This is a genomic window from Providencia sp. (assembly GCF_040396775.1).
GTDB lineage: Bacteria > Pseudomonadota > Gammaproteobacteria > Enterobacterales > Enterobacteriaceae > Providencia.
Genome location: NZ_JBEBNT010000007.1, coordinates 165,786 through 190,301 on the forward strand (window position 1 = coordinate 165,786; position 24,516 = coordinate 190,301).

The 24,516-nt window shown below is 38.4% G+C and carries 19 protein-coding genes and 1 tRNA gene; 8 read left to right on the plus strand and 12 right to left on the minus strand.

What is annotated here, in order from left to right; genetic code table 11:
* Positions 1 to 123 precede the first annotated feature (123 nt).
* From fadJ to ABWP91_RS10410, 3 genes are all read right to left on the minus strand, one after another.
* On the minus strand, positions 124 to 2,313 hold the full coding sequence (gene fadJ, locus ABWP91_RS10400; protein WP_353243210.1) for a fatty acid oxidation complex subunit alpha FadJ: 2,190 nt from the start codon (positions 2,311 to 2,313) through the stop codon (positions 124 to 126).
* Complete coding sequence (gene fadI / locus ABWP91_RS10405) at positions 2,313 to 3,632, minus strand: acetyl-CoA C-acyltransferase FadI (RefSeq protein WP_353243211.1); 1,320 nt, start codon at positions 3,630 to 3,632, stop codon at positions 2,313 to 2,315. The genes fadJ and fadI overlap by 1 nt, the downstream gene beginning before the upstream one ends.
* A 273-nt stretch (positions 3,633 to 3,905) precedes the next feature.
* Positions 3,906 to 4,202, minus strand: a complete 297-nt coding sequence (locus ABWP91_RS10410) for a YfcZ/YiiS family protein (protein WP_353243212.1) — start codon at positions 4,200 to 4,202, stop codon at positions 3,906 to 3,908.
* A 353-nt stretch (positions 4,203 to 4,555) separates the two neighbouring features.
* On the opposite strand from ABWP91_RS10410, the gene fadL reads away from it, so the two are divergent.
* Entirely contained in the window at positions 4,556 to 5,845 is a 1,290-nt protein-coding gene (gene fadL, locus ABWP91_RS10415; RefSeq protein WP_353243213.1) for a long-chain fatty acid transporter FadL, read from the plus strand.
* Positions 5,846 to 6,391: 546 nt separating this feature from the next.
* Here fadL and mlaA read toward each other — a convergent pair.
* Positions 6,392 to 7,144: a phospholipid-binding lipoprotein MlaA gene (gene mlaA / locus ABWP91_RS10420; protein ID WP_353243214.1), complete on the minus strand. Its 753-nt coding sequence runs from the start codon at positions 7,142 to 7,144 to the stop codon at positions 6,392 to 6,394.
* A 300-nt stretch (positions 7,145 to 7,444) separates the two neighbouring features.
* Positions 7,445 to 8,077, minus strand: a complete 633-nt coding sequence (locus ABWP91_RS10425) for a LysE family translocator (RefSeq protein WP_353243215.1) — start codon at positions 8,075 to 8,077, stop codon at positions 7,445 to 7,447.
* 277 nt (positions 8,078 to 8,354) lie between these two features.
* On the opposite strand from ABWP91_RS10425, the gene ABWP91_RS10430 reads away from it, so the two are divergent.
* Together ABWP91_RS10430 and ABWP91_RS10435 are read left to right on the plus strand one after the other, a co-directional pair.
* A tRNA-Arg gene (locus tag ABWP91_RS10430) sits at positions 8,355 to 8,429 on the plus strand.
* A gap of 1,029 nt (positions 8,430 to 9,458) precedes the next feature.
* Positions 9,459 to 9,884 (plus strand): hypothetical protein, encoded by a 426-nt coding sequence (locus ABWP91_RS10435; protein WP_353243216.1) that lies wholly within the window; start codon positions 9,459 to 9,461, stop codon positions 9,882 to 9,884.
* A 2-nt stretch (positions 9,885 to 9,886) separates the two neighbouring features.
* On the opposite strand, the gene ABWP91_RS10440 is transcribed toward ABWP91_RS10435, so the two are convergent.
* From ABWP91_RS10440 to ABWP91_RS10455, 4 genes are all read right to left on the minus strand, one after another.
* Complete coding sequence (locus ABWP91_RS10440) at positions 9,887 to 10,318, minus strand: GNAT family N-acetyltransferase (RefSeq protein ID WP_353243217.1); 432 nt, start codon at positions 10,316 to 10,318, stop codon at positions 9,887 to 9,889.
* Between the two features lie 111 nt (positions 10,319 to 10,429).
* Complete coding sequence (locus tag ABWP91_RS10445) at positions 10,430 to 10,963, minus strand: MltR family transcriptional regulator (protein WP_353243233.1); 534 nt, start codon at positions 10,961 to 10,963, stop codon at positions 10,430 to 10,432.
* 108 nt (positions 10,964 to 11,071) lie between these two features.
* Entirely contained in the window at positions 11,072 to 12,220 is a 1,149-nt protein-coding gene (locus ABWP91_RS10450; protein WP_353243218.1) for a mannitol-1-phosphate 5-dehydrogenase, read from the minus strand.
* An 11-nt stretch (positions 12,221 to 12,231) separates the two neighbouring features.
* A complete protein-coding gene (locus ABWP91_RS10455; protein WP_353243219.1) occupies positions 12,232 to 14,181 on the minus strand; it encodes a PTS mannitol transporter subunit IICBA in 1,950 nt (649 codons plus the stop codon).
* Between the two features lie 602 nt (positions 14,182 to 14,783).
* Between ABWP91_RS10455 and ABWP91_RS10460 the strand changes: the two genes are divergently transcribed.
* Positions 14,784 to 16,016: an ArsB/NhaD family transporter gene (locus ABWP91_RS10460; protein ID WP_353243220.1), complete on the plus strand. Its 1,233-nt coding sequence runs from the start codon at positions 14,784 to 14,786 to the stop codon at positions 16,014 to 16,016.
* A gap of 61 nt (positions 16,017 to 16,077) precedes the next feature.
* On the opposite strand, the gene ABWP91_RS10465 is transcribed toward ABWP91_RS10460, so the two are convergent.
* A complete protein-coding gene (locus ABWP91_RS10465) occupies positions 16,078 to 16,815 on the minus strand; it encodes a cyclase family protein (protein ID WP_353243221.1) in 738 nt (245 codons plus the stop codon).
* Between the two features lie 224 nt (positions 16,816 to 17,039).
* Positions 17,040 to 17,882 carry a MetQ/NlpA family ABC transporter substrate-binding protein gene (locus ABWP91_RS10470; RefSeq protein WP_353243222.1) on the minus strand — a complete coding sequence of 281 codons (843 nt, stop codon included), beginning with the start codon at positions 17,880 to 17,882 and terminating at the stop codon, positions 17,040 to 17,042.
* A 213-nt stretch (positions 17,883 to 18,095) separates the two neighbouring features.
* Between ABWP91_RS10470 and ABWP91_RS10475 the strand changes: the two genes are divergently transcribed.
* Genes ABWP91_RS10475 through ABWP91_RS10490 form a run of 4 tightly spaced genes read left to right on the plus strand, consistent with a single transcriptional unit; the run spans position 18,096 to position 22,367 of the window.
* Positions 18,096 to 19,220, plus strand: coding sequence for a CMD domain-containing protein (locus tag ABWP91_RS10475; protein ID WP_353243223.1), 1,125 nt, complete (start codon positions 18,096 to 18,098; stop codon positions 19,218 to 19,220).
* Between the two features lie 4 nt (positions 19,221 to 19,224).
* Positions 19,225 to 20,685 (plus strand): FAD-dependent oxidoreductase, encoded by a 1,461-nt coding sequence (locus tag ABWP91_RS10480; RefSeq protein WP_353243224.1) that lies wholly within the window; start codon positions 19,225 to 19,227, stop codon positions 20,683 to 20,685.
* A 3-nt stretch (positions 20,686 to 20,688) separates the two neighbouring features.
* A complete protein-coding gene (locus ABWP91_RS10485) occupies positions 20,689 to 21,702 on the plus strand; it encodes a methionine ABC transporter ATP-binding protein (protein ID WP_353243225.1) in 1,014 nt (337 codons plus the stop codon).
* The gene (locus tag ABWP91_RS10490; RefSeq protein WP_353243226.1) at positions 21,699 to 22,367 is read left to right on the plus strand and encodes a methionine ABC transporter permease; all 669 of its coding nucleotides are present in this window, start codon (positions 21,699 to 21,701) and stop codon (positions 22,365 to 22,367) included. Before ABWP91_RS10485 ends, ABWP91_RS10490 begins: the two co-directional genes overlap by 4 nt.
* Positions 22,368 to 22,666: 299 nt before the next feature.
* Here ABWP91_RS10490 and ABWP91_RS10495 read toward each other — a convergent pair whose 3' ends face one another.
* Positions 22,667 to 22,960 (minus strand): helix-turn-helix domain-containing protein, encoded by a 294-nt coding sequence (locus ABWP91_RS10495; RefSeq protein WP_353243227.1) that lies wholly within the window; start codon positions 22,958 to 22,960, stop codon positions 22,667 to 22,669.
* Positions 22,961 to 24,516: the final 1,556 nt, after the last annotated feature.

Below are 24,516 nucleotides of genomic sequence, written 5' to 3' on the forward strand. Positions count from 1 at the left end.
ATTGACCGATTAAAAAAGCCTGATAACTGAATAGGCTCGTATTCAGCTCAGGCTTAATTTTCTTTTAAATTCAATTGTATCGTTAGCTTATCATGTAATTCCCTTTAACCTAACCCTCTATCACTATTCTTGCTGGCCAGCTGAATAAAACGTTTGGTTGTTCTCTGCCATTTGACACAATAAATCACACGGTTGAAATTTATCACCATGGCGTGTTGCAAGCGCTTTTAGTGTCTCGACCATTTTTGTGATGCCAAAATTATCCATATACCTGAACGGACCGCCAAAAAATGGTGGGAAACCAATACCAAAGACGGCGCCAACATCACCATCCCTTGCGCTGCGAATAATTTTCTCATCAAGGCAACGAGCCGCTTCATTTAGCATCATCATCACACAACGCTGAGCAATATCCGTTTTACTTAACTTATTGTCCGGCGTGATACCTATGAGGGAATAAATTGCTTTATCCACTTGGCGTTTTTTGGATTTTTTCCAAAACAGTAACTTAGGAGAGGAATGACCATACTCATAAAAACCTTTACTGTTTTTCTTACCTTTACGGTCATCTTTAACCACTTTATCTAGGATATCTGGCGCTTTGAACCTTTCGCCAAACCGTTCAACTAAGATAGGTAAAATTTTGGTCCCGACATCAATACCAACTTCATCGAGTAAATTAAATGGTCCGACTGGGAAACCGAATTCAACTAATGCACTGTCAATATGATCAATTGACTCACCTTCAATCAGGCATTGCGCGGCTTCACATAAAAAAGGGGCAAGAATTCGATTAACATAGAAACCTGCATCATCACCTACCACAATAGCCGTTTTACCTTGCCGCTTAGCGAATGCGACTACTGTAGCAATCGTTGTTTCATCCGTTTGTTTATGTGGAATAACTTCAACCAATGGCATTTTATCGACGGGACTAAAATAATGTAAACCAATGACACGTTCCGGATGTTGGGCATTATCAGCTATTTGGTGAATAGGTAACGAAGATGTATTTGATGCAAAAATAACATCCTTTCTCGTCATTTTTTCAACGTCAGAAACCATTTTTCTTTTCAGGGCTAAATCCTCAAAAACAGCCTCAATGATAAGATCGGCAGTTTCTAACCCTTGGTAATTCAACGTGCCTGATATTTTAGCCATTATTGCGGCACGTTCGCGTGCCAATAACCGCCGTTTGCTGACGCGTTGGGTTAATAAGTCCCAGCTATATTTCAAGGCCTGAGCAATGCCTTTTTCTGATATATCCTTAATTCGAACAGACGCTTTTCCTTGCGTTGCGCTCACATAGGCAATCCCCCCGCCCATTAACCCTCCGCCTAATACTCCGACTTGGTTAACATTCAGTGGCTTAGCCTGTGCACCAGTTTCATTCTTCAATGCAGTAACAGCAAAGAATAAATTGCGTAATGCAGCTGACTCTGGGGACATCGCTAACTCACCAAATGCTTTGGCCTCTTCTGCAAACCCTGCAGATAACCCTTGGTTCATCCCCGTTTTTACTGCATAAATAATTTTTTCTGGCGCAGGGTAATGGCCTTTGGTTTTACTCAATACTTTTTGTTTTGCACCATTAAATACTTGGTTGCGAAGTAATTTACTGCTCAATAAGCGTTGCTGCCAATGAATAGCTGGCCTCTGAATACCACCTTTTTTAACCATTTTAACGGCAACATCTAATAAAATTGACTCAGGGACAACATCATCAACAAGACCCAATTTAAGCGCTTGTTTAGCTTTTAACTGACGCCCCGTTAACATCAAGTCCAGTGCATGGGGAATACCGATTAAGCGAGGCAAGCGTTGCGTACCACCAGAGCCAGGTAATAAGCCTAACTGAACCTCAGGTAAGCCTAAGCGTGTTTTATCATCATTTGAGCAAACCCTTGCATGACAAGCTAATGTCAACTCTAAACCGCCACCCAAACATGCCCCATGAATAGCAGCAATAATCGGTAATGGGTAATTATCGATTTTATCAAATAATATATGCCCTGCTTTTGATAATTCACTGGCTTGCGCTTTTGATTCGCAATGCGCAATCATGGTGATATCGGCACCTGCAATAAAATTATCTTTTTTACCCGAGGCAATCACTAACCCCTTTAACCCCGAAGTGGATTGCGCTTTTTGTAAGATGGCAAGAAATTGTTCAGCAAATTCAGCTTTCAGTGTATTGACCTTTTCATTTGGAACATCAATGAAAATCACCCCTACATTTTCATCATAAATTTCTAATGAGAAAGCTTGCGGTGCCTTATCCATCACCAATTCCGTAGTAGAATTTTGTGTCATTATTCCACCTCTAAAATTATAGCTGCACCTAAACCACCCGCAGCACAAGCAGTTGTTAAACCAAAGCCACCACCACGACGGCGCAGTTCATTCAATGTTTGTGTCACCATCCTTGCACCAGTAGCTGCAAACGGGTGTCCATAAGCGATAGAACCGCCGAGGACATTAAATTTGTCCATGTCTATCTCTCCAATGGCATTTTTTAAACCTAATTTGTCTTGTGCAAATTGGCGACTGCCAAACATTTTAACGTTAGCCAATGTTTGAGCTGCGAAGGCTTCATGCATATCAATTAGTGTGAGATCCTGTAAAGATAACCCTGCACGTTTTAATGCGATAGGCGTTGCATAAGATGGTCCCAATAACATGTCTTCCCATACATCAATTGCGCTAAAAGCATAGCTACGAATGTAACCTAGTGGGGTATAACCTAATGCTTTTGCCCTTGATTCTGTCATCATCAACACAGCAGCTGCACCGTCTGTTAAAGGCGTACTATTCGCCGCAGTTACACTGCCATGCTTGCGGTCAAATGCAGGTTTTAATTTAGCATAAGAAGATAAAACGGAATTACCCCGTACATTGTTATCTTGCAAAAAGGATTGCTTAAAAGGTGGCATATACGCCGTCATCACTTCATTGTTTAATAAGCCACCTTCCCACGCTTTCGCAGCAAGGACGTGCGAGCGATGAGCTAACTCATCTTGTTGTTCTCTCGTAATATGGTAGCTTTTTGCCATTTGCTCCGCAGTATCCCCCATGCGAAGCCCTGTCGAGTATTCAGCAACGCCAGGCGCAACTGGCATTAAGTCTTTTAACCGTAGTTTTGTAATAAGCGATAATTTTTGCCCAACCGACTTTGCCTTACTCAGTGCAAGTAACGTTGCCGCTAATTTTTTTGAAACGCCAATCGGTAAAACCGAAGAAGAGTCTGCCCCGCCCGCAACCCCAACAGAAATATCCCCAACCATCATACTTTGAGCCACATTCACAATGGCTTGAAAACTTGTCGCACACGCCCTTGACACACTGTAAGCATCTGTTGAAACACTCATCCCAGTACCAAGCACAATTTCTCGGGCAATATTGGGCGCTTCAGGCATTTGAACCACTTGGCCAAAAACAAGTTGCTCAATCAACTGATTATCTAAATCGCTACGAACTAATAATTCAGCGACAACCGCTTTGCCTAAATCCACAGCTGCTATGCCTTGATACGCAGTTGATTGCTTTGCAAACGGTAAACGTAAACCACTGACAATGGCAATGCGTTCTTTTGTTGAATATGTACTATCACCATGGTGGGAATATTGATTCATGGTCGCTCCTGCAAAAGCATAAATAAAAAATTATTGTTAATTTTTTCATGATGGGCCGGAAGAGGTCTGACCTGTAATGATTGTTAACATAACTTTCACAATTATCAATTGCATTGACTAAAAAATGGGAGCGCGCACGCAAGTTGGCATAAAAATAGTGCTAAAAAGAAAGGGAAGGTTCTAACGAATATAAAAAACCCTTCTATTACTTAGTAGCCCAATAAAAGGGGCTATCACAATAAAAGGGTTCACTTAATGAATTCAAACGTTTGATTAACGAAGGCCTAACTGAAAAATCAGACTTTCTGCTTCACAGCTAAAACTAAATTCTGCGCTCAGTTCAACACCACCATCAACTTGTTTAAAAGTATGGTTAATCACACAAGGATCTGACTCAACAGACTTCGCTTTTTCTGTGAGCATCTTCAACATGGATTCCGCTTCACCTTGGGTGGCAAAAACATGCTGATACGACGCAGTACAGTCTTTATTGTCCAGCACCGTGCCTACATCCACACAACAGCAAGCTGCTGTTTCATCCGCACTACAACGGTTAATCGCATCAGTCATTTTACTCTCCAAATAAACAAACTGTTAAGTGGCTATCATAACGCTGAAAAAGTGGTAAAAACCAGTATGTATCAAAACTTATTGCTAATAATTAAACATAAGTTTGATCTTACCCCGTATTTGATTATTTATTGCTCCAAAATAGTCACTTCATGTTGCCATTTTGTTAAATACATCCCATTTTTGAAAACGAAGTCACAATAAATACAAAACAAGCTTGCAACATATCAGGTGGTCAGACCTATACTCTAGTAACTGGTCTGATTTGTCATGACGGCAATGGACCCTACAATTCTGCGCTTCTTGCGATAGAAGTCGCTTTATTTAAAATAAAACATAAGAGGGTTTTGGTCATGAGCCAGAAAAACCTGTTTTCGAAATCAGCTTTAGCAATAGCAGTGGCAATTGTATCTTCTAACGCCGGCGCGGCGGGTTTCTTACTAAATGAATATTCTACATCCGCACTGGGACGCGCATTTTCGGGTGCCGGTGCGATGGGCGACAACGCAAGTGAAGGGAGCCGTAACCCTGCTGCGATGATGCTATTTGACCGACCATCTCTGTCTGTAGGCGCGGTGTATATTGACCCGACGGTTGATATTAAAGGGCGTGATAGTGATATGTTTACTTCAAACAATATTGCGCCTAATGCGCTCGTTCCTAATGCGCATTTTATTTTCCCAATCAACGATAAATGGGCCGTTGGTACGTCTATGACGACTAACTTCGGTTTAGCAACGGATTTTCCAAAAGATTACGCAGCAGGATCTGTTGGTGGTAAAACAGACTTAAAAACAGTTAATTTGAATTTAAGTGGTGCATACCGTTTAAATGACAACTTTAGCTTTGGACTTGGTGCCAATGCAGTCTACGCAGATGCAGAAATCACTCGTCATGCGGGGGTTTTATCTCAAAACCCTCCATTGTCAAATATTCCTGGTATCAGTAATCGCTCAACTGTAGCAAAACTAAAAGGTGATGATTGGGGATATGGCTGGAATGCAGGAGTCTTATATGAATTCAACCAAGACAACCGCTTAAGTTTAACTTATCGTTCAAAAGTTAAAGTTAAATTCGAAGAAGGGAAATTCTCTAATGACCTCCCTCTAATGGCAGGTGGTACTGGCGGAGCAACTGAAAAAGGTAAATTAGACCTTAATCTTCCTGATATCTGGGAATTTTCAGGTTATCATAAAGTTGCACCAAAATGGGCATTGCATTATAGCGTTGCTTACACAGGTTGGAGTGAATTTAAAGACCTTACTGCTTATCGTAAAAGTGACGGGAAAGAGCTCTTTCATAAAGCAGAAAACTTTGATGATGCATGGCGCCTAGCGATTGGTACAACCTATTTCTATGATGATAACTGGACTTTCCGTACAGGTATTGCATATGATGAGAGCCCTGTGCCTGCTAAATATCGTTCAATCTCAATTCCCGACCAAGACCGCTATTGGTTAAGTGCGGGTACAACTTATGCATTTAATGAAAATGCATCTGTTGACGTTGGTATTGCTTACATGCATGGTAAAAAAGTGAACATAAATGAGAGATTGGTAGAACAAGATCCTAGAACAATGACTCACTTCAAATCTGAAGGCTCTGCTTGGTTATATGGCGTGAACTTTAACTACGCATTCTAATAAACCGAATACTTAGCTATCGGGGAGGCAACTCCCTGATAGCTCTACTAATCAAAAAACAGCCCTATCATAAATTTATCTTGACACATTACCATTCACATATGTAAATTAATTGTTAACTGAATAATTTACATTCTAATAGCTGTTTTCACGTTGAAAATTAGCCTTATAAGCTTCTTTTAAGATAATTCCTTTTATATTTCATTAGATTACCTTTCTTTCTCTGAATGTTCTTATTTGCAAGCACAATCTATACACGTATTTTAGAATACAGATACACAAAAAATACGTATCCATTCATCAAACTGTATTATTAGTGCGATACATTCGCAGTAAAAGTACAAAAGAGGCCACAATGACAAAAACGTAGGGGGTTTTATGGGGACATTATTTACAGTCGGATTTATTGGAGTGTTAGGGGTGATAGCCTTGATTGACACCGTTACCCAACGAGGAAAGCGAGATAATGACTAGCTGTTAATTTATCACTCTCACGTTTTAATACAAACAAGAGAGTGATAAACCTTCCTGAGTCAATTCACTAAATTAATCAATCGAGTCAAGATCCCCTTCAATCGCAGCCGCATTTGGGTTTTCAGTTGCTTTCAATACGCCGCCATTTGATAAGAAATCATTCCGTTGGAAGTAAGCTTCACGCATCATCAGGTACGGGTCTGACGAGTTTTTAAGTAATCCATCGGAATCCAGCAATCGTGCCCTTGTTTCTATCCCTTCAAGCGCCCATTTACCGGCGGACATCCAGAATGTCAGGTAACTCAGCATTGGGTATAAACCATCCGCTAAATCCCCACCTTCCTCGCGTGGTGTCGCACTCCCATATCCGGGTAAAACGACATACGGGCCATAGCCGACATCATAATAACCAAGCGTATTACCGAAACGTTTAGGATCATCTTTCGCTAGCTGTGGGTTAGCCATTGTTGCCACATCAATCAAGCCCCCCATGCCAAAGACTGTATTGAGGAAGAAGCGGTTAAAGTGTTTAAAACCTTGAGTCACTTCCCCACGCAAGAAACTATTCAGCATACTTGCGGGCTCTTCAAGGTTAACAAAGAAGTTCGATAAGCCATTACGCGCAGGCATAGGAACATAATCATTCCAAGCAACAGCAACAGGTCTTAAGACATAAGGGTCTAAAACATTGTAGTTGAAATTAAACATTGCTCGGTTAAAACCCTCTAATGGGTCTGAACGTTCTTGCGTATCTGGGTCAATATTACTTGCACAACCTGCAATTAATACACCCGCTAGAAAAACGCTAGTCATGCGAAACTTCATAACACCCTCTCCATTCCCTGCACCGTCCTGCTATGGCACTTTCCACAATATTCACGAATTTGATAATAATAAGGCGAAAAAAATATTTTTGTTAACCGTTTTGAGTGATTATACAGATGAGCTTTTAATTATACCCTAGTTAATCATGCCATTATTATAAGAATTATGAGCAATTAGCACAAAACCATTTAAATATTATTTTCATATGACGAAAAATAGAAAGGAAAAACTAACACAACAATTAAACAGAAAAGACATAAAATGAAAGAATAAGCCACAGAAGCTTATTCTTTCTCATAATCACTTTTTAGATTCAACCAGTATCTTGACAGCTAACCCCGCCAAAACTGTCCCCATTAGCCACCGTTGAATTAGCTGCCACGTCGGACGGCGTACCAGTAGTAATGAAATAGCTCCCGCTGTAATCACGATAAGCCCATTGACTGTTAAGCTAATCAATATTTGGGTTATTCCTAATATCATTGATTGTACTAACACACTGCCGTGATCTGGTGTAATAAATTGCGGCAGTAAAGATAAATACATAATCGCGATTTTAGGATTAGCAATATTCGTTAAAAAACCCATCATAAAAAGTTTTCTAGGGCTATCGATATCCAATGTTTGGAGTTGGAAAGCCGAACGCCCATTTGGCTTAACTGCCTGCCACGCTAAATAGAGTAAGTACATCGCCCCTGCAATTCGCAACACATCATATGCATAAGGGATAGCAAAGATAAAAGCGGTGATGCCAAAGGCAGCACATAACATATAAAAAACAAATCCGAGTGCGACCCCCGCAAGAGAAATAAACCCAGCTTGTCGCCCTTGGCAGATTGACCGTGAAATTAAATAAATCATATTCGGCCCTGGCGTTAATACCATACCTAGAGCAATTAGACCAAAAGCAAATAGCGTACTGATTTCTGGCATTTTTTCACTCCAAAATCCAATATTGACCGATAATAAGCCTGCCTTACACTTAACACCTTTTTATGGAAATGTTGAATTTATGTTAACATTTGTAGGGATTTCGATTATATACACAGTAAAATAAAACCAGCAACTGAAATAGTTATTAGACAAAACTAGTACGAAAAAACAAACAAAAAAACGATCTTCACAATAAATTGAATTAATTCACCGTAACAACTTGATTCCATTGGAAGTGGACAGTAAAATGCAAACCCTGCTTAGTAATAAGCTCAAAGTCCCCTTAGTTAAATGGATATAACGAGCCCCTCCTAAGGGCTAGTTGCAGGTTCGATTCCTGCAGGGGACACCATTAAGCTAAAAGCAGACCGCTCCCTCCCTAAACAAAAATCTCACCAAGCAAATCATAGTCACTATTCATATTATGCCAAACTATACAAAGCCAAACTGGCGTGAACATGTGGTGGATAGAAGATTAGCCTTTAATTGATAGCTATTGATATTTGACTTATGTATATTGTCAATCACTTAATCATACGGATGTGTGCATCGTCATGGCTGAACTGATTACTTATGAAATAATATTAGGGATTGTAGTATTTCTTTGCTTTTGGAATATAGGCCGAACCAATACTTTCTGGTCTTTTATTCGAGTTATCGCTGGTATATGCCTTATAGTCATCATGTGCATGCTTGGAATGATCATAGCGTACGTTGCATCATAGCAATTATCTACCTAACTTAAAGATTGGGATATATGTAGTGACATTCACCGTTATTTATCTTTTATTTGCTGCCTTTTTACTCCTGTGGCTTGCTTATTGGAGCTTTTCAGCACTATTTCCAAAATCACCACCAAGTAGTATTTTCTGCCTTTTCGCTAGAGCAATCATTGGTGTCGTCTTGGTTTTATCTGCTATCTATGTAACTCTTATCGCTTTCACAATCACCATTTAGCCTAATGTTGAGTTCCCCCTCAAATATACAATGTTAGCGGAAATCATATCAATAAATGCACCTGATAAATGATATTTACTGCTCTGAAGATATAGATAGGCAGAAAGAATGCATTATCTGAAAACATGATGCTGTTTACATTAATTATCGTTTCTGCAATTATCAAACTGCTTGATTCATTCATTTAAATTACCAATTAAAAGTTTAAATCAATATACCTAATCGACTATACCTACGCCACTTAATCGTTTATATCGCAACCCGCCGTATGAATATTGAAAGTCAATGTGAAGAAATATAACGCAAAAAGTGACTTATTGAATCGCTGCGAGTAGAAAAATCCCATTTTTCATCTAACCATTTTGATCATGAATAGAACCTTCTATTATCAATTCTATTTCGCGTATTTACTGGATAATACTCAATGAAAAAAATTGTCATTCTTCTTTTTTTGCCTCTTTTGCTTTTAGCTTGTACAAAAGAAGAGCCACCTTTAGTCGTTATTTCTGGAATGAGTAAAGCTGAAGTCATTCACATTGAAGGGATGCCTAAGAGTTCAGCCACTCGAGGCCAGTATGATTTATTGTTTTATGCCGACCAGTTATTAGCCAATCAACCAGACCAGAAAGCTGACCGAATATTTATCTTTGTGGATAATAAACTGATGGAATACTCAACAATAAACATTCGCTCAGCCCATGATAACAATGCAGGGATAAGATTAAATGCAAAACAAAGTCTATCATGCTGGATAAATCAATTAAATTTACCCGTTAATCCATCCGCAACCACAAATGAAAATGCAAAAACGTATAGTACTGATTGTTTTTCTGAGCCGTACAATCAATAGCACTATTTATTTTCCTTTAAATTTAACTTAGTTAGGTAGTGGCGTTGCATACCTGTTTGTGGAAAATCTGGCAGGAACATTTGCTGGATATAACCTAATTTTTGGTAAAATGGTAAAGCTTGAAAACTAAAGGTATCAACCAAAGCATGGATGCAGCCTAATTTTATTGCTTCTTGCTCAGCAACTTCCATTAATTTACGTCCTAGCCCAGCTTCTCTCACCGTTTCGCTTACCCACAAATAATCAATACACAACCAATTCGCTTTTACTTCCGCAATTAACCCACCCTGCATTACACCGGCACCATCTTTAAAATAAATGCCTAACTGACCAAAACGAGAAGCATCTAGATACTGGATATTAAAACTACGGAGCCCCGCCAGTAGTTCAGCCTTATCCTCTTGAGTAATGTTATGTGCAATAATAATATTCATGTTTAAGCCATATTAGGTTCAATTATACCTATTTGTATTTCAAACATATTTATATAATGAAGTAAATAGGTGGGTAAGATTTTCAGAGAAAAAATAAAATACAAAAGCTCATTAAAAAACATCAGTTTCTAATATTTGTGCAATTAAATCCGCAACAGATAGCACTAAAGATGACTTAACCATTTGCTGGTAGCGCTGTTTTTGCAAATCAATTAGCTGTTTGTCAACCATATCTTCGGGCTGATCAAAACGCATCATTTCAGGTAATGGCCCCATACAGTGCAACATTTTAATACTGCCGATTATTTCATCATCGATATAATCTAATTTTAATTCTTGGTAAGATAAAGAATCATTTAATGCTAGAAATAATTCAATATCTTCATAGGTTTCACGCGTTATAGCCCCCAAGGCAAATAACAGTTTCAAACGGACAGATAAATCACCTAATGGACCATCTCCTGTCAAAAGAGGCTCAACTGCGTATTTTACGGCATAGTCATCCTTTCTAAAGACTTTTAACATCAACTTATCAATTGCTTGCGAAATTAGCAAAATAACTTCTTGAACAAATAAATGCACTTCTGGCCGTTGATTTAATCGTTCAAGGATTTGATTTTCAATGTCTTGTCTATTTTCCATAATAATATCTTTTGTCACTTTATGGCCACCTGCTTAATATTTATCCGCTAATAACCATAAAGTGATTGAACCTCACTAATTAACTCATTATCTGTAATATTACTCGTTACTCTACTTCATCAGTTCATACTGCACACAAATTTTATCAATGATGATAGGATATTGTTCTAACTCACTCAATTCGGCTATAGTTTGATAAAGACCTTTGCTTTCAATCAAAGCAGCCATTTCAATAGATTGGGGGTCGCTAGGACATCTAAAATGAAGTGCAGCTGCAATACCAACTATCAGATTATTATTAGGTAATTGGTACTCAAACGTCCCTAATAAAGGTTTTATTAATCTATCTTCAGGGCTGAGCTTACGGATAGGCTGACGCCCTACTCGGCTGACATCATCTTTTAAATAAGGATTAGCAAAACGGCTTAATATCTTCTCAATATATTGCTGATGCTTATCTGCATTAAATCCATACCGTTGAATTAAAACCCGCCCACTTTCTTCCATCGCAGCTTTTACAATAGCGTAAACTTTAGGATCATTAATGGCATCACTAATTGTCTGGTGACCGTATATTTGACCTAGATATGCAGCAATCGCATGGCCTGTATTTAACGTGAATAGTTTTCGCTCTACAAATGCCATTAAATTATCCGTTAACTCCATCCCATCAATACTCGGAATATTGCCAACAAATTGTGTTTTGTCGACAATCCATTCACTGAATGATTCTACTGTTACCGACAGGGGATCATCATTTGCTGCATCCATTGGAGGAACAATACGGTCAACCGCTGAATCAACAAAACCAACATGTTGTTCAACCCACTCATGTATTTCGACAGGCAATTGCGCGAGAACATGCTGTTTTAATTGGCTTGTTCCTCTTACCATATTTTCACACGCAATAATATTGAGCGGTTTTTGGTTATTTAATTTATTTCTTAAAGTAATACCTTGCGCTAAAGTCCCGGCTATCTTTTCTAGGATTTGCGGGCCGACTGCAGTTGTTACCATATCCGCAGTAGCGATATATTCGATTGTCTTTGGGTCATTAGAATTAATTGCGTGCACATGCTGTACTTTTTCAATACGACTTTCTTGACCAACAACATGTACCTGATACGACTGTTGATGCTCTAATTGATCGATTAAAGGTTGGTTAACATCGGTAAATGTGAGCTGTGAATTCGCATCTGCGAGTACTTTACCAATAAAACCACGACCGATATTACCTGCACCAAAATGAATGACTTTCATTGTTATTCTCCTCACGCTGCACTTTGTGATGCTAAAATTTCGAGCACTTCTTGAATGCTTTGGGTATTACACAATTTTTCGATAACGCCATCCTCATCCAGTGCTGAGGTAATTCGTGTAATCACTTCAATATGCTCATTATTTTGTGCTGCTATACCAATAACGAGGCGGGCAATTTCATCGGGTTCATCCCCAAATTGCACACCATCTGGATATTGGCAAATAACAATGCCAGTTTTTAAAACACGGTCTTTTGCTTCAATGGTTCCATGTGGAACAGCAATGGACTCACCAAGGTAGGTTGATGTTAATTTTTCTCTCACCAACATCGCATCAATATAGTCAGGCTCAACATATCCACCCTCAACCAATTTTTGCCCTGCAAATTGGATTGCTTGTATTTTATTTTTCGCCGATAAATTTAAATGGATATGCTTAGCACTGAGTGTAAACAGTGCTTCATCTTTATCTTCAACATCAAAAGATTCATCATTTGCAGCTACAATAGTCTGCTTAATTAAGCGCCCATCATTTGCAGCAGTAGGATGCTTTTTCGCAATTAAATTAGTGACGAGATCATTATACGTTTGACCATCTAAGAAATTTGCTAAAGAAATGTGTATTGCATTAGGTGCAAATGTTTTAGCTCTTTCAGTGAGGTCTTTATGAGTGATAACAATATCGACATCCGCAGGCAGGTCATTAATAGCCATATTGGTGACATTAATATCAAATAGTCCTGCATCACGAACTTTTTTCGCTAATACACCTGCACCCATCGCGCTTGAGCCCATGCCAGCGTCACAAGCAACAATAATATTGCGCACATTTGCAAGGTTAACCGTTGAATTGTTATTCGCTACTTCTTTGTTTAATGATTTAGATTGCGTTTTCATATCACGCATTTTTTTCGTCGCATTATCTAATTCATCATCATCACCCACGCGGGTTCTTTTCAATAAAATGGCAGAGACTAAGAAAGAAACCAAGGTAGCACTCGTGACTGATAAAATAACGCCTATTAAAGATGATTTTGGTGTCATCAATAAAACGGCAAAAATAGAGCCAGGGGATGCAGGTGAGACTAAGCCTGCATGAAATAGGTTCATCACAAACACACCAGTCATGCCACCCAGAATAACGGCAAGAATTAAACGCGGATTCATTAAGACATAAGGAAAATAAATTTCGTGGATCCCACCAAAAAAGTGAATGATTGCCGCACCAGATGCTGACTGTTTAGCATTCCCTTTTCCAAAAAACATATATGCCAACAACACGCCTAAACCAGGGCCTGGATTCGCTTCAATTAAGAAGAAAATAGATGCACCTGTTTCAGTGGCTTGCTGAATACCTAACGGGGAGAAAATACCGTGGTTAATGGCATTATTCAGAAAGAGTATTTTTGCAGGCTCAACAAAAATGGATGTAAGGGGCAGTAGATTATTTTCCACCATCACATTAACGCCAGCCGCCAACACTTTTGATAAACCAGCAACGAGTGGGCCAATAGCAAGGTAAGCGAGTATCGCCAAAAGCATACCAATAATGCCAGATGAAAAGTTATTCACGAGCATTTCAAAGCCTGTTTTAACTTTACCATCGATCCAACGGTCAAAACGTTTAATCGCATAGCCACCTAATGGCCCTGCTATCATTGCGCCCATAAACATTGGCATGTCAGCACCAACAATCACCCCCATAGTTGTGATTGCCCCAACAATTCCTCCACGCTCACCGCCAACAAGCCGTCCGCCCGTATAGCCAATAAGTAATGGCAGTAAGTAAGAGATCATTGGGCCGACAAGCTGTGCCAACGTTTCATTTGGCCACCAGCCCGTAGGAATAAAGAGCGCGGTAATTAAGCCCCACGCAATGAAAGCACCGATATTAGGCATGACCATATTACTGAGGAAACGCCCAAAATTCTGTACCTTTAATTTGATATTTGATGTTACCATGATAGAACCCCGTGGTACGAGAACGATAAGGTTGTAACGTTATCGCCAAATAACGTTAGTGAATTTTTCGACACTTTCACTCTAACATGGCCTTTATCAGATGCGTACCACGTGGGTTTTATGTGACACAAGTCACCAAAACCCCCTATATACCCCCACCCAAATATTGATCAAGTTCACGAATACACTTTGTAACTTTACTACAAAGACTTTTTTTTATACAAAACCAGCAAAAATAGTGACTAAAATCACACTTAAATACTTGACCTAATTTTCAAAATAGAGACCTTGATCACGAATTATTTTCATATTTATGATTTTCTGTTCTCGTAGAAATGCAATTGACCTTTTTATGGCCATTGGCTGTTATTTTGTAATTAATTTTCACCTGCTACTGATTTCAAAATAAGTGTAAATGAAATGGGTATTGAGTTGAATGTGTAGGCTTAGCCGCTATCTTATTTTTCACTTTCTATCTTTTTTGCGATAACCGTAAATAGGATTTACTGCAACTTATTATTATTAAAAGAGTATTTAACCTTGATTCAAAAGATATTCACCGATAAATTATCCATAAATTTATTGATTAAAATGTGAATACAATGACTTTAACCATTATTGTTTTTCTTTTGGTTTACATTGCCATGGGTTTTGGTAAGTTACCTGGCTTTAAAGTGGACCGAACAGGTGCTGCTGTTATTGGTGCCTTGGCCATGATGGCTATCGGTAGCATTACCCCACCGCATGCTTGGAATGCCATTGATTATCGGACAATTGGCATGTTATTCGGTTTAATGGTGGTATCTGCATCATTTGTTGTATCTGGTTTTTATAGCTGGACAGCAAACCGTGTTGCTCTGTTAAAAGTTTCGCCTCCCGCACTTTTAGCCGTGTTAATTGGTGTTGGCGGGTTCCTCTCTGCTCTACTAACCAATGATGTTGTGGTGGTTGCCATGACGCCATTATTAGTTTCTATTAGCTTATCCCGAGGTTTAAACCCGATTCCATTTTTATTAGGCTTTTGTTTCGCCGCAAATAACGGGGCAGCTGGCTCATTGATTGGTAGTCCACAGAATATGATTGCTGCTCAAGGGCTCGACATTTCCTTTGTGGGGTTACTAGAAGCCTCAGCAATTCCTGCCTTAATTTCGTTACCGATTACATGGCTAGTCCTAGCTTGGTTGTACCGCAACCGTTGGTACATCTCTAAGGATGAAATGCAAACTAAAGCGCCAACAACGCAAGAAACATTAAATGTATGGGAGACCACTAAAGCGGGGATTATTACCTTCGCCGTTATTGTCGCATTTATTGTTAGCGATATTCCTAGAGAATTAATTGCCCTTACTGCCGCAGGGTTCTTATTATTGAACCGTTCAATTGCATCAAGCGATATGCTGAAATTAGTCGATGGGAATTTATTACTCTTAATTATGGGATTGTTTGTCGTTAATGCAGCCTTTGCGTCAACAGGAATTCCTCAGCAGCTCCTCAATGATTTACGCGCTCATGGCGTCGATTTAAATAATCCACTGGCATTGTTTTTAGTCACTGGTGTGCTCAGCACAATTGTAGGGAATAATCCCTCCGTCATGCTACTCGTACCATTTTTAACGCCTGATGGAAATGCAGATTCCCTTGGAGCTGCATTAGTACTTGGCTCTGGCTTTTCAAGCAATTTATTAGTTTTTGGTAGCCTTGCAGGTATTATTGTTGTTGAACAAGCCGCTGCATATGGCGTGAAAATATCTTTTGGTGAGTTTGCAAAGTCAGGGGGTATTGTTGCCGCGCTGTGCATGCTCTTAGCCGCAATCTGGGTAGTATTAGTCTTGTAGGAATAATTGCAGCTTATTGCCAGGCATTCTCTGCAGATGACTGGCAATAAAATTTTATTATTTAGGGCAGAATGGCAAATGAGCGCACAGGGAACCCACTCGCATTATTGGGCTTCGCCACAATATTAAAAATAACCGCTCCACGAGTCGGTACTTTATCCAAGTTTGCCAATAATTCCACTTGGTAGGTATCTTGTTCTAAAACGTAATATTCACCCAGTAATGCATTATTTTTACGAAAATCTTTCGCGGCATCGGTATCAAACGTTTCATGCCCAATCGCTTTAATCCCCCGGTCTTCAAATAAGAATTTTAACGCATCCATTCCCCAGCCTGGAATTTGGTTATTACCTTCAACATCTTTATTATCCATCAGTTCTTGTGATGGCCAACGTTTGCTCCAATCTGTTCTAAGTGCAACAAAACTGTCAGCTTCGATTTTGCCGTGTTGCTCTTCAAAAGCCAGTACATCATTAAGAGAGAATGCGAAGTTTGGATCTTGTTTAGCTCTTTCAGACTGGTCAATGACGATTAAAGGTAAAACAAGTTCTTTTAGTTCTAACTCATGCAAAAAGCGTTTGCCTTCAACAAAATGGCATGGTGCATCAATGTGCGTACCATACTGCCCTGGAAAGGTAAATTGTTGAGCAAAGAAACCTTCTGGGTAGCCAAATAAGGTTTTAAACTCCGCAGCATCAAACATAAAAAAATGTGGCGAATTACCATCAAAGCTGTGTGTTAAATCAACCCATTTTTTATTCTTTATAATATTAAATGCATCAATCAGTTCGTGGTTCATATTTTCCCCTGTCAGGTTGATTTTGTTCTGTTTTGTTTTGTTCTGTTTTTTTATGAAGTTATATTTTTTATTGTGTTACTTAACTATTTAATAGCAGTAAAAACACTATGTTGTCTAGAAATTTAATAAGAATAAATTTCATATTAATTTATAAGAAAGCCACTTATTAATTTAATAATAAGTGGCTAGATAAGAACAAAAATATAAAAAATTAGACTAGGATTTTATTTAGGGTATTTATTCCAGCTTTCTGGCTCAATGAAACCATCATAAATGCGCTGGGAACGGATATAATCTGCATATTCTTTGGACTCAAAGGCGTCTTTTAAGTCTTTAGCCCATAGAGAATCAAGGTCTTTTTGCATAACAGTAACAATAACACGGTGTTCTAACGGCGAGTTTTCAACAACTAACCCATCTGCAATACGCTGGCCTGCACTTGCAACATAATTACCATTTACCACTACAAAATCAACGTCATCAAGTAACCGTAATCCTTGAGCAGCATCCGTTTCGCGCACATCTAAATGATATTTTCCTGATGAAATATCATTAACACTAAAACTTAATGTACTGACATTTGGTTTAATTTTAATCCAGCCTAGTTGTTCCAGAATTCGCGCTCCTCGTTCTGCATTAACAGGGTCGTTAGATAAAGCTACAATCATGCCATCTTTTACGTCATCAACTGATTTGTGTTTATTTGAACGTAAACTTTGCGGCGCACTTGGTGAATCAGTCAATGCGACCATATTAATATTATTCTTTTTGTTATAAGCATCCATATATGCACGGCTTTGATTCACCGATGCGTCAATAGAACCTTCTTCAAATGCAGGGTTAATTTGCCTATTTTGTGAAAATTGGCGCAATGTTACCTTATAGCCTTTTTTCTCTAAAATAGGAACAATACCTTTATCGACTTGGTCGATATAATTTCCTACCCCAAAACCTATCGTGATTTGTTTTTTATTTGGATTATCTTTTTCATTGTTATCACCGCACGCTGAAAGCGTAATAACTGCTGCCGCGATTAAAGATAGATTTATTATTTTTTGTTTTAACATATGTAACAACCCTGTGAAAATATTTCAGCCAGTATAATCATATTAATTTGGTTGTTCTTAGATCAGATAGTTATAACTTAGCTTATTAGTAATATAAGAAGTAGCTTTAATTCTTTTAGGTTATATGGATATAACAAATAGATCGTTCGATAAATGATGTGATTGATATGTAATGAAGGAGATAAAAAACGTTTAAAAAAAGTGAGTTACTCTATGACTGTTTCCAATAATGATTTAATTAACACCCTGACACACTTGCCACCAGATTCCGATTTAGCATTAATCCGTCAAGACCGTTCAGACGCAACCTTAAATACTCAAGCTGCATTCAGTGAAATTTTCTCTGTACCATCAACACGATTTCCTGTTGATGTTCGTTATAACCTTGCATATCAAGTTGCAAAATTGACGGGTAGCCAAGCATTAGCAGATTTTTATTCGCAACAGTCGTCATCACTAAAAACTGAAAATCTTTCACCTGCTTTGCAAACTGCTACGGAATATCTGCAAATATTAACGTTGGCCCCAAAAGATACTCATTTCTCACTCATCGAAAACTTAATCGAAAATGGCTGGGAAAATAGCGACATCATTTTGCTTGCTCAATTAATTACTTTTGTCACCTATCAAGCTCGTTTAGTCGAAGGAATCAATCTCTTAACCGCACCAGAGAGTAAATCACTCGATGCGGCTAAAATAGTCGCAGGCAAATGGAATCATCAGCCTGTAACTCGCCAAGGCAATCCATCCCCTACTGCCTTTACGCAAGATAGTTTAGGCTGGGAAGCTTGGATAGCCGCTAGAGAAGTTGAAACGCTAAGCGATGAAGAAGCTCTAGTGATGAAAAAATTTGGCCAATTAAACTCCGAATACTTTCTTTTGCTCGCTCACCAAAGCAAAATTTTAGAAATTCGAACCTTAATCGACCGTGGTGTCTTTTACACCGCAGGCGGCCTACCGCGTTGGGAGCGTGAATTCGCAGCGGCGGTTGTCAGCAAAGTGAATGGTTGCATTTATTGTGCATCCGTTCATGCACGCAAAGCCAGTCAGTATGCCAAAGAGCGTCGAGGTGATGTTGATAAGCTCTTAGCTACACCGACGGGTGAAGTTCTTGCCGAAGGTTTTGATGATAGATTGTTAGCAATAACTGACCTCGTGGCGTCTTTATCAGCAACACCAATTCAGGCTACTGCACATCAAATCGCAACACTACGCCAATTGGGGCTATCTGAACTCGAATTACTTGATTTAATTCAGTCTACTGCGTTTTTCTCATGGGCAAATCGCTTGATGCTTTCCCTCGGTGAACCGTTTGAAATTACGGAGAATAAGGAATAATTTCATGGATAGGATCACAGGTTTAGCCGCTTTAGAAGCACAAATTGCACAAGACTTGCAATATCTTAATATCCCAATCGCATCATGGGCGTTATCTGATAATGATATCAACAAGCAACGCATTGATGTTGCCATTATTGGTGCGGGTATGTCAGGCGTCACCGCCGCATTTGCACTCAAATTACGCGGTATCAATGCCATTATCTTTGATAAGTCTATTGCTGGAAATGAGGGACCTTGGCAAAAACCTGCTCTCATGGAAACACTGCGTTCGCCAAAGCAGGTTGTTGGCCCCGCTTTAGCTTCCCCTTCATTAACATTCCAAGCATGGTTTAAAGCGCAATTTGGCAATGAAAAATGGGAAGAGTTAGATAAAATTCCTCGCCTTCAATGGGGAGAATACTTACAGTGGTATAAAGCCATTACCGCCCCTAAAGTATTTAATCAATATGAACTTATTGACCTACATTTAACCGATCATGGTAGTAAGTTAGTCTTTAATACCCCTGAAGGAATACAAGATTACATTGCGCAGCATGTTATTTTAGCTACGGGTATGGAGTCATTTAGCGAACCGAGCATCCCCAGTTTTATGGATAACATTCCACAACATTATTGGGAGCATTCATATGCAGGTACAGATTATAGCCGTTTCAAAGGGTTAGATATTGGCGTTGTTGGCTATAGCGCAGGTGCCATGGACAGTTCAGCCACCGCGCTAGAAAATGGGGCTAATTCTGTTGAAATCTTAATTCGCGCCACTGATATGCCACGTGTAAACCGTGGTAAAGTTGCAGGAAGTGCCGGTTTTTCGAATGCTTACACTTACTTTACAGATGCACAGAAATGGCATTACGCGGAGTATGTGGCTAAAGCAAAAACCCCAGCCCCTCATGGCAGCACTTTACGCGTTTCTCGTCATTCAAACGCTTTTTTCAACTTTAATACTCAAGTTGAATATATTGAATTAAAAGATAAAAAACTCCATATTTCGACTAAATCCGAAAAATTCACCTTAGATTACTTGATCCTTGCAACAGGCTACCGAATCAATTGGTTCAAACATCCTGCATTTAACCAAATTACCCCATTAATAAAAACGTGGGCTGATGTTTATACCCCACCAATCAGCGAGCTAAATAGTGAACTCGGGGCACACCCCTATTTAGGAACACATTTTGAATTACAAGGCAAAAATAGTGCTGACAATGAACAGCTAAAACAATTTTATTGTTTTAATTTGAGTGCCTCCCTTAGCATGGGGCCTGTGATTGGCTTGATCCCAGGCACCAATACAGGTGCAGAACGTTTAGCTGACCATATTGCAGCGCAATTATACCTTGCCCATAGAGAAGAACATCTCGAATTAGTGAAAACAAGCCAAGAGTTTGAATTATTAGGTGATGAATGGCAGCCAGCCCCCTCACCTTCAAAACGTATGCAACTAACTGATAATGTAGAGTAAACTATGATTACATTTCAAAATGTCCAAAAAGTATATGAAAAAGATGGGCAATCTTTAGTTGCATTGCAAGATATTAACTTGCATATCAATAAAGGTGATATCTTTGGGTTTATTGGTTATAGCGGGGCAGGAAAAAGCTCACTTATTCGCTTAGTCAATCAACTAGAAAAACCATCTAATGGCGCTGTGATTATTGATGGGCAAAATATTGCTCACCATAATCCCGCTGAGATTCGTGCCCATAAAAGAAGTATTGGCATGATTTTTCAACATTTTAATTTACTAGAAACCAAAACTGTTGCCCAAAATATAGCCATGCCCCTACTATTGTTAGGGCTAGATAAAAGTGAAATCAATCGCCGTGTTGATAGCATTCTTGAATATGTCGAGCTAAGCGATAAAAAGAATCAATATCCTGGTCAGTTATCGGGTGGGCAAAAACAACGCGTGGGTATTGCCCGTGCGCTTATCAATAACCCCCAAATTTTGCTATGTGATGAAGCAACATCCGCTCTAGACCCTCAAACAACGCGCTCTATCTTGCTGTTATTAAAAAAAATCAGTCGAGAACAGAATATTACTATCCTGCTTGTGACGCATGAAATGGAGGTCATAGAGCAGGTCTGTAACCGTGTTGCAGTGATGGAGGCGGGTAAAATTGTGGAAGAAGGTACAGTATTAGAAATTTTTGCAAATCCAAAACAACCAACGACACAAAAGTTTGTCGGTACTGTTTTAAATGAAGAAATACCTGAGCGTGTTCTTCACAATTTAGACCATCAACAAGATGTTTATCGCCTTGAATTTCTGGGGTCATCAGCCCAAGAGCCCGTTGTTAATGAGCTAATTTTAAAAGAGATCGTCAAAATTAATATTCTCTTTGCCAATATGAAAGAAATCAGTGGCGTTGTGCTCGGCAGTATGTTTGTACAAATTGTGGGTGATAAAACGCAGATTGAAGAAGCGATACAGTTTCTACGCTTACGTGGCGTAGCAGTGAGCCAGGGGGCAATATGACAGAATTATTCGAAACCGCCTTAACAAGTAAACAATTTTTACTTGCTATGTCTGAAACATTCACCATGGTGAGTGTTGCCTTAGTACTCGGCTCCTTATTTGGTATTTTACTGGGTATATTACTCGTGATAACGAGGCCTGAAGGGATTTGGGAAAATAAATGCATATACCGAATTGTAAACCCAATTATTAATATCATTCGCTCTTTGCCCTTTATTATCTTACTCGTGGCAATGATCCCACTAACCCGTTTTATGGTAGGAACGTCTATCGGAACAACGGCTGCAATAGTGCCATTAGTGATTTTTATTGCCCCCTACACTGCTCGCCTAGTTGAAAACTCTCTTTTAAGTGTACATTCTGGGATCATTGAAGCCGCAGACTCTATGGGTGCAACAAATTGGCAAATTGTTTGGCATTTCATTTTACCAGAAGCAAAATCTTCCCTTATTTTAAGTTTGACAGCGGCAAGTATTACTTTAGTCGGTGCGACGGCAATGGCAGGTGCCGTAGGCGGAGGTGGCGTTGGCGATCTTGCCTTGAACTATGGCTACCAACGCTTTGATAATGTAGCTATGGCTATTACTGTGGTGACATTAATCATTATTGTTCAAGGCATGCAATTGATTGGTGATTACCTTGCCAAAAAAGCACGTTTTCATTAATGAGGATAACGCTGATAGCCCAAGTTATCAGCGTTATTTTACTATTTAAATACTCAAAAATGAACCTATTCAACTCACTAATCCAATTAGTACTTATTTAACTTTAAATTAATTCTATATATATTTATATAATAAAAAAATAAAAGCCCATTACAGGCTTTTATTTTTAAAGTTACACACAATAAGAGATAAACAATGTATTTATTCTTTTTAATGAAATATATATAATTTAAGTTCTTAATTGAAACAATTAGAAGTTAAAATCAATTTAGGTTTCATTATGGGACGTAATTCATTATTTATACTACGGAGTAAATCGAATCATCGAATCCTTTAGTATCTCTTCTTTCGTCTTGCTGGGTATCATCTTGTAACACTTCACTAAAGAATTCACCCATATTTACGCCTAAGACTTTTAATACGCGAACCAAACAATCAATATCAATACGATTCACACCACGCTCATAACGAAATAACTGTTGCTCACTAATATCTATCTCTTTAGCCAACTGAAACACCGTATAGCCTTGAGCTTTTCTTAGCGTTTTAATTTTTTGTCCAACTGCACAAGCGACAGGATATTTTGTATTCATAAACATTCTCGCTTCAATTTATATTAATGAAATGAAAATTAGCAGATAAGTGGCTGCAATTTTCTTATTTTATCTTTTATATAATAAGTAAAAATTTGATAGTACTGCTGACGATTCAGCATATATCGGAAGGAATGATATACTAGCAATCTAATTAGTTTCAACCCATCTTAAAATGACATCACATTCATGTAACAGAGTATTACAACATATTTAAGCCACAATAACATGACCAATATTCTATATATATCATAATGTTATGAATGACAGCCCCCACCAGCATTACTCATATTGCTTGTACACAAAGGAGTTCAACAGAATATCACACTGAAAAAACAGCACTTAGCCGACTCATAACCTGAAAATAAAGGAAATAAATAGAATAATTTAATACTGTAACAATATTAATGATTTTGAGGGTAATTGGTCATATAACGAATAAAAAACAACCAGATATCATTGATATCTGTAAATAACAGTAAAAATAATAAATTTTACCTTTAAAAGTTTTTAGCAATATTAAATATCAATAACTTACACAAACAAAAACTTTGTTACAATTAATGAAAACGCTAAGTTTTTAAAGTAGCACGGTAAATATTTACCAATTAACGGCATTCAACATAACAAAACCATAACGTTAAGAAAGTTTATTATTCATTTTACTTGATGAACATCACAAAAATATGACAAATTAATACTATTGGATTATCTTATTTTAATGTTGCTAACTTTATCTTCGAATGAAGATGATCGACATTAAGTATTGATAGTTTACAAATAATTAGAATTTAGCTTCAAGCTAACCTGCCATGAATCTCAGCCCCCAATTTTCCTTATTTTTATAATCACATTCTAATTCAACGTTATATTTCATGATCACATTAGTCTCTCTAAGGTATATTTGAGTGGCGCAATTAAATGAACATCTTTATTTGATGATCTTTTATTGAGAGATGGCTGATAATATTATTAAAAATAATCGGTCAACCGCAATCTTAGGTACATCAGGTATAGTTGGAAGCAAATCTTAGCCCACTCTCATCTAATTAAACATAATCCATTGATACTGCGCAATGCTAATTTATATAAAAATATCAACCAATAAGCTATTTAAGCAAAAATAAACAGAATAAAAAATCAACAAAGTTACTTTTACTGATTTTATCCGTTAATAATATCTACTTCACAGAGAGCTAAACCATAGAAACAGTATTCTAATTTTTACGTGTGACATTCTATACGATAGATAAAACACAAACCGCGTAGACCTTCATTCATTTGTCTATTTTTGGGACTATTACAATTCTACACAAAGCTAAGCACATCTTGGCTGTTGAGCGTTTACTTGATTTGGAGAATTTGTTGGATATTTCGATTTGATGGTGGGTCGTGCAGGATTTAAATCCTTCGGATTTAGCCTTCGGCCTGAACCTGCAACCAGCTTGCCTGAGCACAATTTGGCGACTGAGCATTTACTTGGTTTGGAGAATTTGCTGGGTATTTCGATTTGATGGTGGGTCGTGCAGGATTTAAATCCTTCGGATTTAGCCTTC

Bases quoted from the DNA above. Each gene is read 5' to 3' on its own strand.
- ABWP91_RS10410 (WP_353243212.1), bottom strand. From the start codon at position 4,202: ATGACTGATGCGATTAACCGTTGTAGTGCGGATGAAACAGCAGCTTGC.
- ABWP91_RS10485 (WP_353243225.1), top strand. From the start codon at position 20,689: ATGATTACATTTCAAAATGTCCAAAAAGTATATGAAAAAGATGGGCAA.
- ABWP91_RS10470 (WP_353243222.1), bottom strand. From the start codon at position 17,882: ATGTTAAAACAAAAAATAATAAATCTATCTTTAATCGCGGCAGCAGTT.
- fadL (WP_353243213.1), top strand. From the start codon at position 4,556: ATGAGCCAGAAAAACCTGTTTTCGAAATCAGCTTTAGCAATAGCAGTG.
- ABWP91_RS10440 (WP_353243217.1), bottom strand. From the start codon at position 10,318: ATGAATATTATTATTGCACATAACATTACTCAAGAGGATAAGGCTGAA.
- fadI (WP_353243211.1), bottom strand. From the start codon at position 3,632: ATGAATCAATATTCCCACCATGGTGATAGTACATATTCAACAAAAGAA.
- ABWP91_RS10425 (WP_353243215.1), bottom strand. From the start codon at position 8,077: ATGCCAGAAATCAGTACGCTATTTGCTTTTGGTCTAATTGCTCTAGGT.
- ABWP91_RS10465 (WP_353243221.1), bottom strand. From the start codon at position 16,815: ATGAACCACGAACTGATTGATGCATTTAATATTATAAAGAATAAAAAA.
- ABWP91_RS10435 (WP_353243216.1), top strand. From the start codon at position 9,459: ATGAAAAAAATTGTCATTCTTCTTTTTTTGCCTCTTTTGCTTTTAGCT.
- fadJ (WP_353243210.1), bottom strand. From the start codon at position 2,313: ATGACACAAAATTCTACTACGGAATTGGTGATGGATAAGGCACCGCAA.
- ABWP91_RS10480 (WP_353243224.1), top strand. From the start codon at position 19,225: ATGGATAGGATCACAGGTTTAGCCGCTTTAGAAGCACAAATTGCACAA.
- mlaA (WP_353243214.1), bottom strand. From the start codon at position 7,144: ATGAAGTTTCGCATGACTAGCGTTTTTCTAGCGGGTGTATTAATTGCA.
- ABWP91_RS10460 (WP_353243220.1), top strand. From the start codon at position 14,784: ATGACTTTAACCATTATTGTTTTTCTTTTGGTTTACATTGCCATGGGT.
- ABWP91_RS10475 (WP_353243223.1), top strand. From the start codon at position 18,096: ATGACTGTTTCCAATAATGATTTAATTAACACCCTGACACACTTGCCA.
- ABWP91_RS10490 (WP_353243226.1), top strand. From the start codon at position 21,699: ATGACAGAATTATTCGAAACCGCCTTAACAAGTAAACAATTTTTACTT.
- ABWP91_RS10450 (WP_353243218.1), bottom strand. From the start codon at position 12,220: ATGAAAGTCATTCATTTTGGTGCAGGTAATATCGGTCGTGGTTTTATT.
- ABWP91_RS10495 (WP_353243227.1), bottom strand. From the start codon at position 22,960: ATGAATACAAAATATCCTGTCGCTTGTGCAGTTGGACAAAAAATTAAA.
- ABWP91_RS10455 (WP_353243219.1), bottom strand. From the start codon at position 14,181: ATGGTAACATCAAATATCAAATTAAAGGTACAGAATTTTGGGCGTTTC.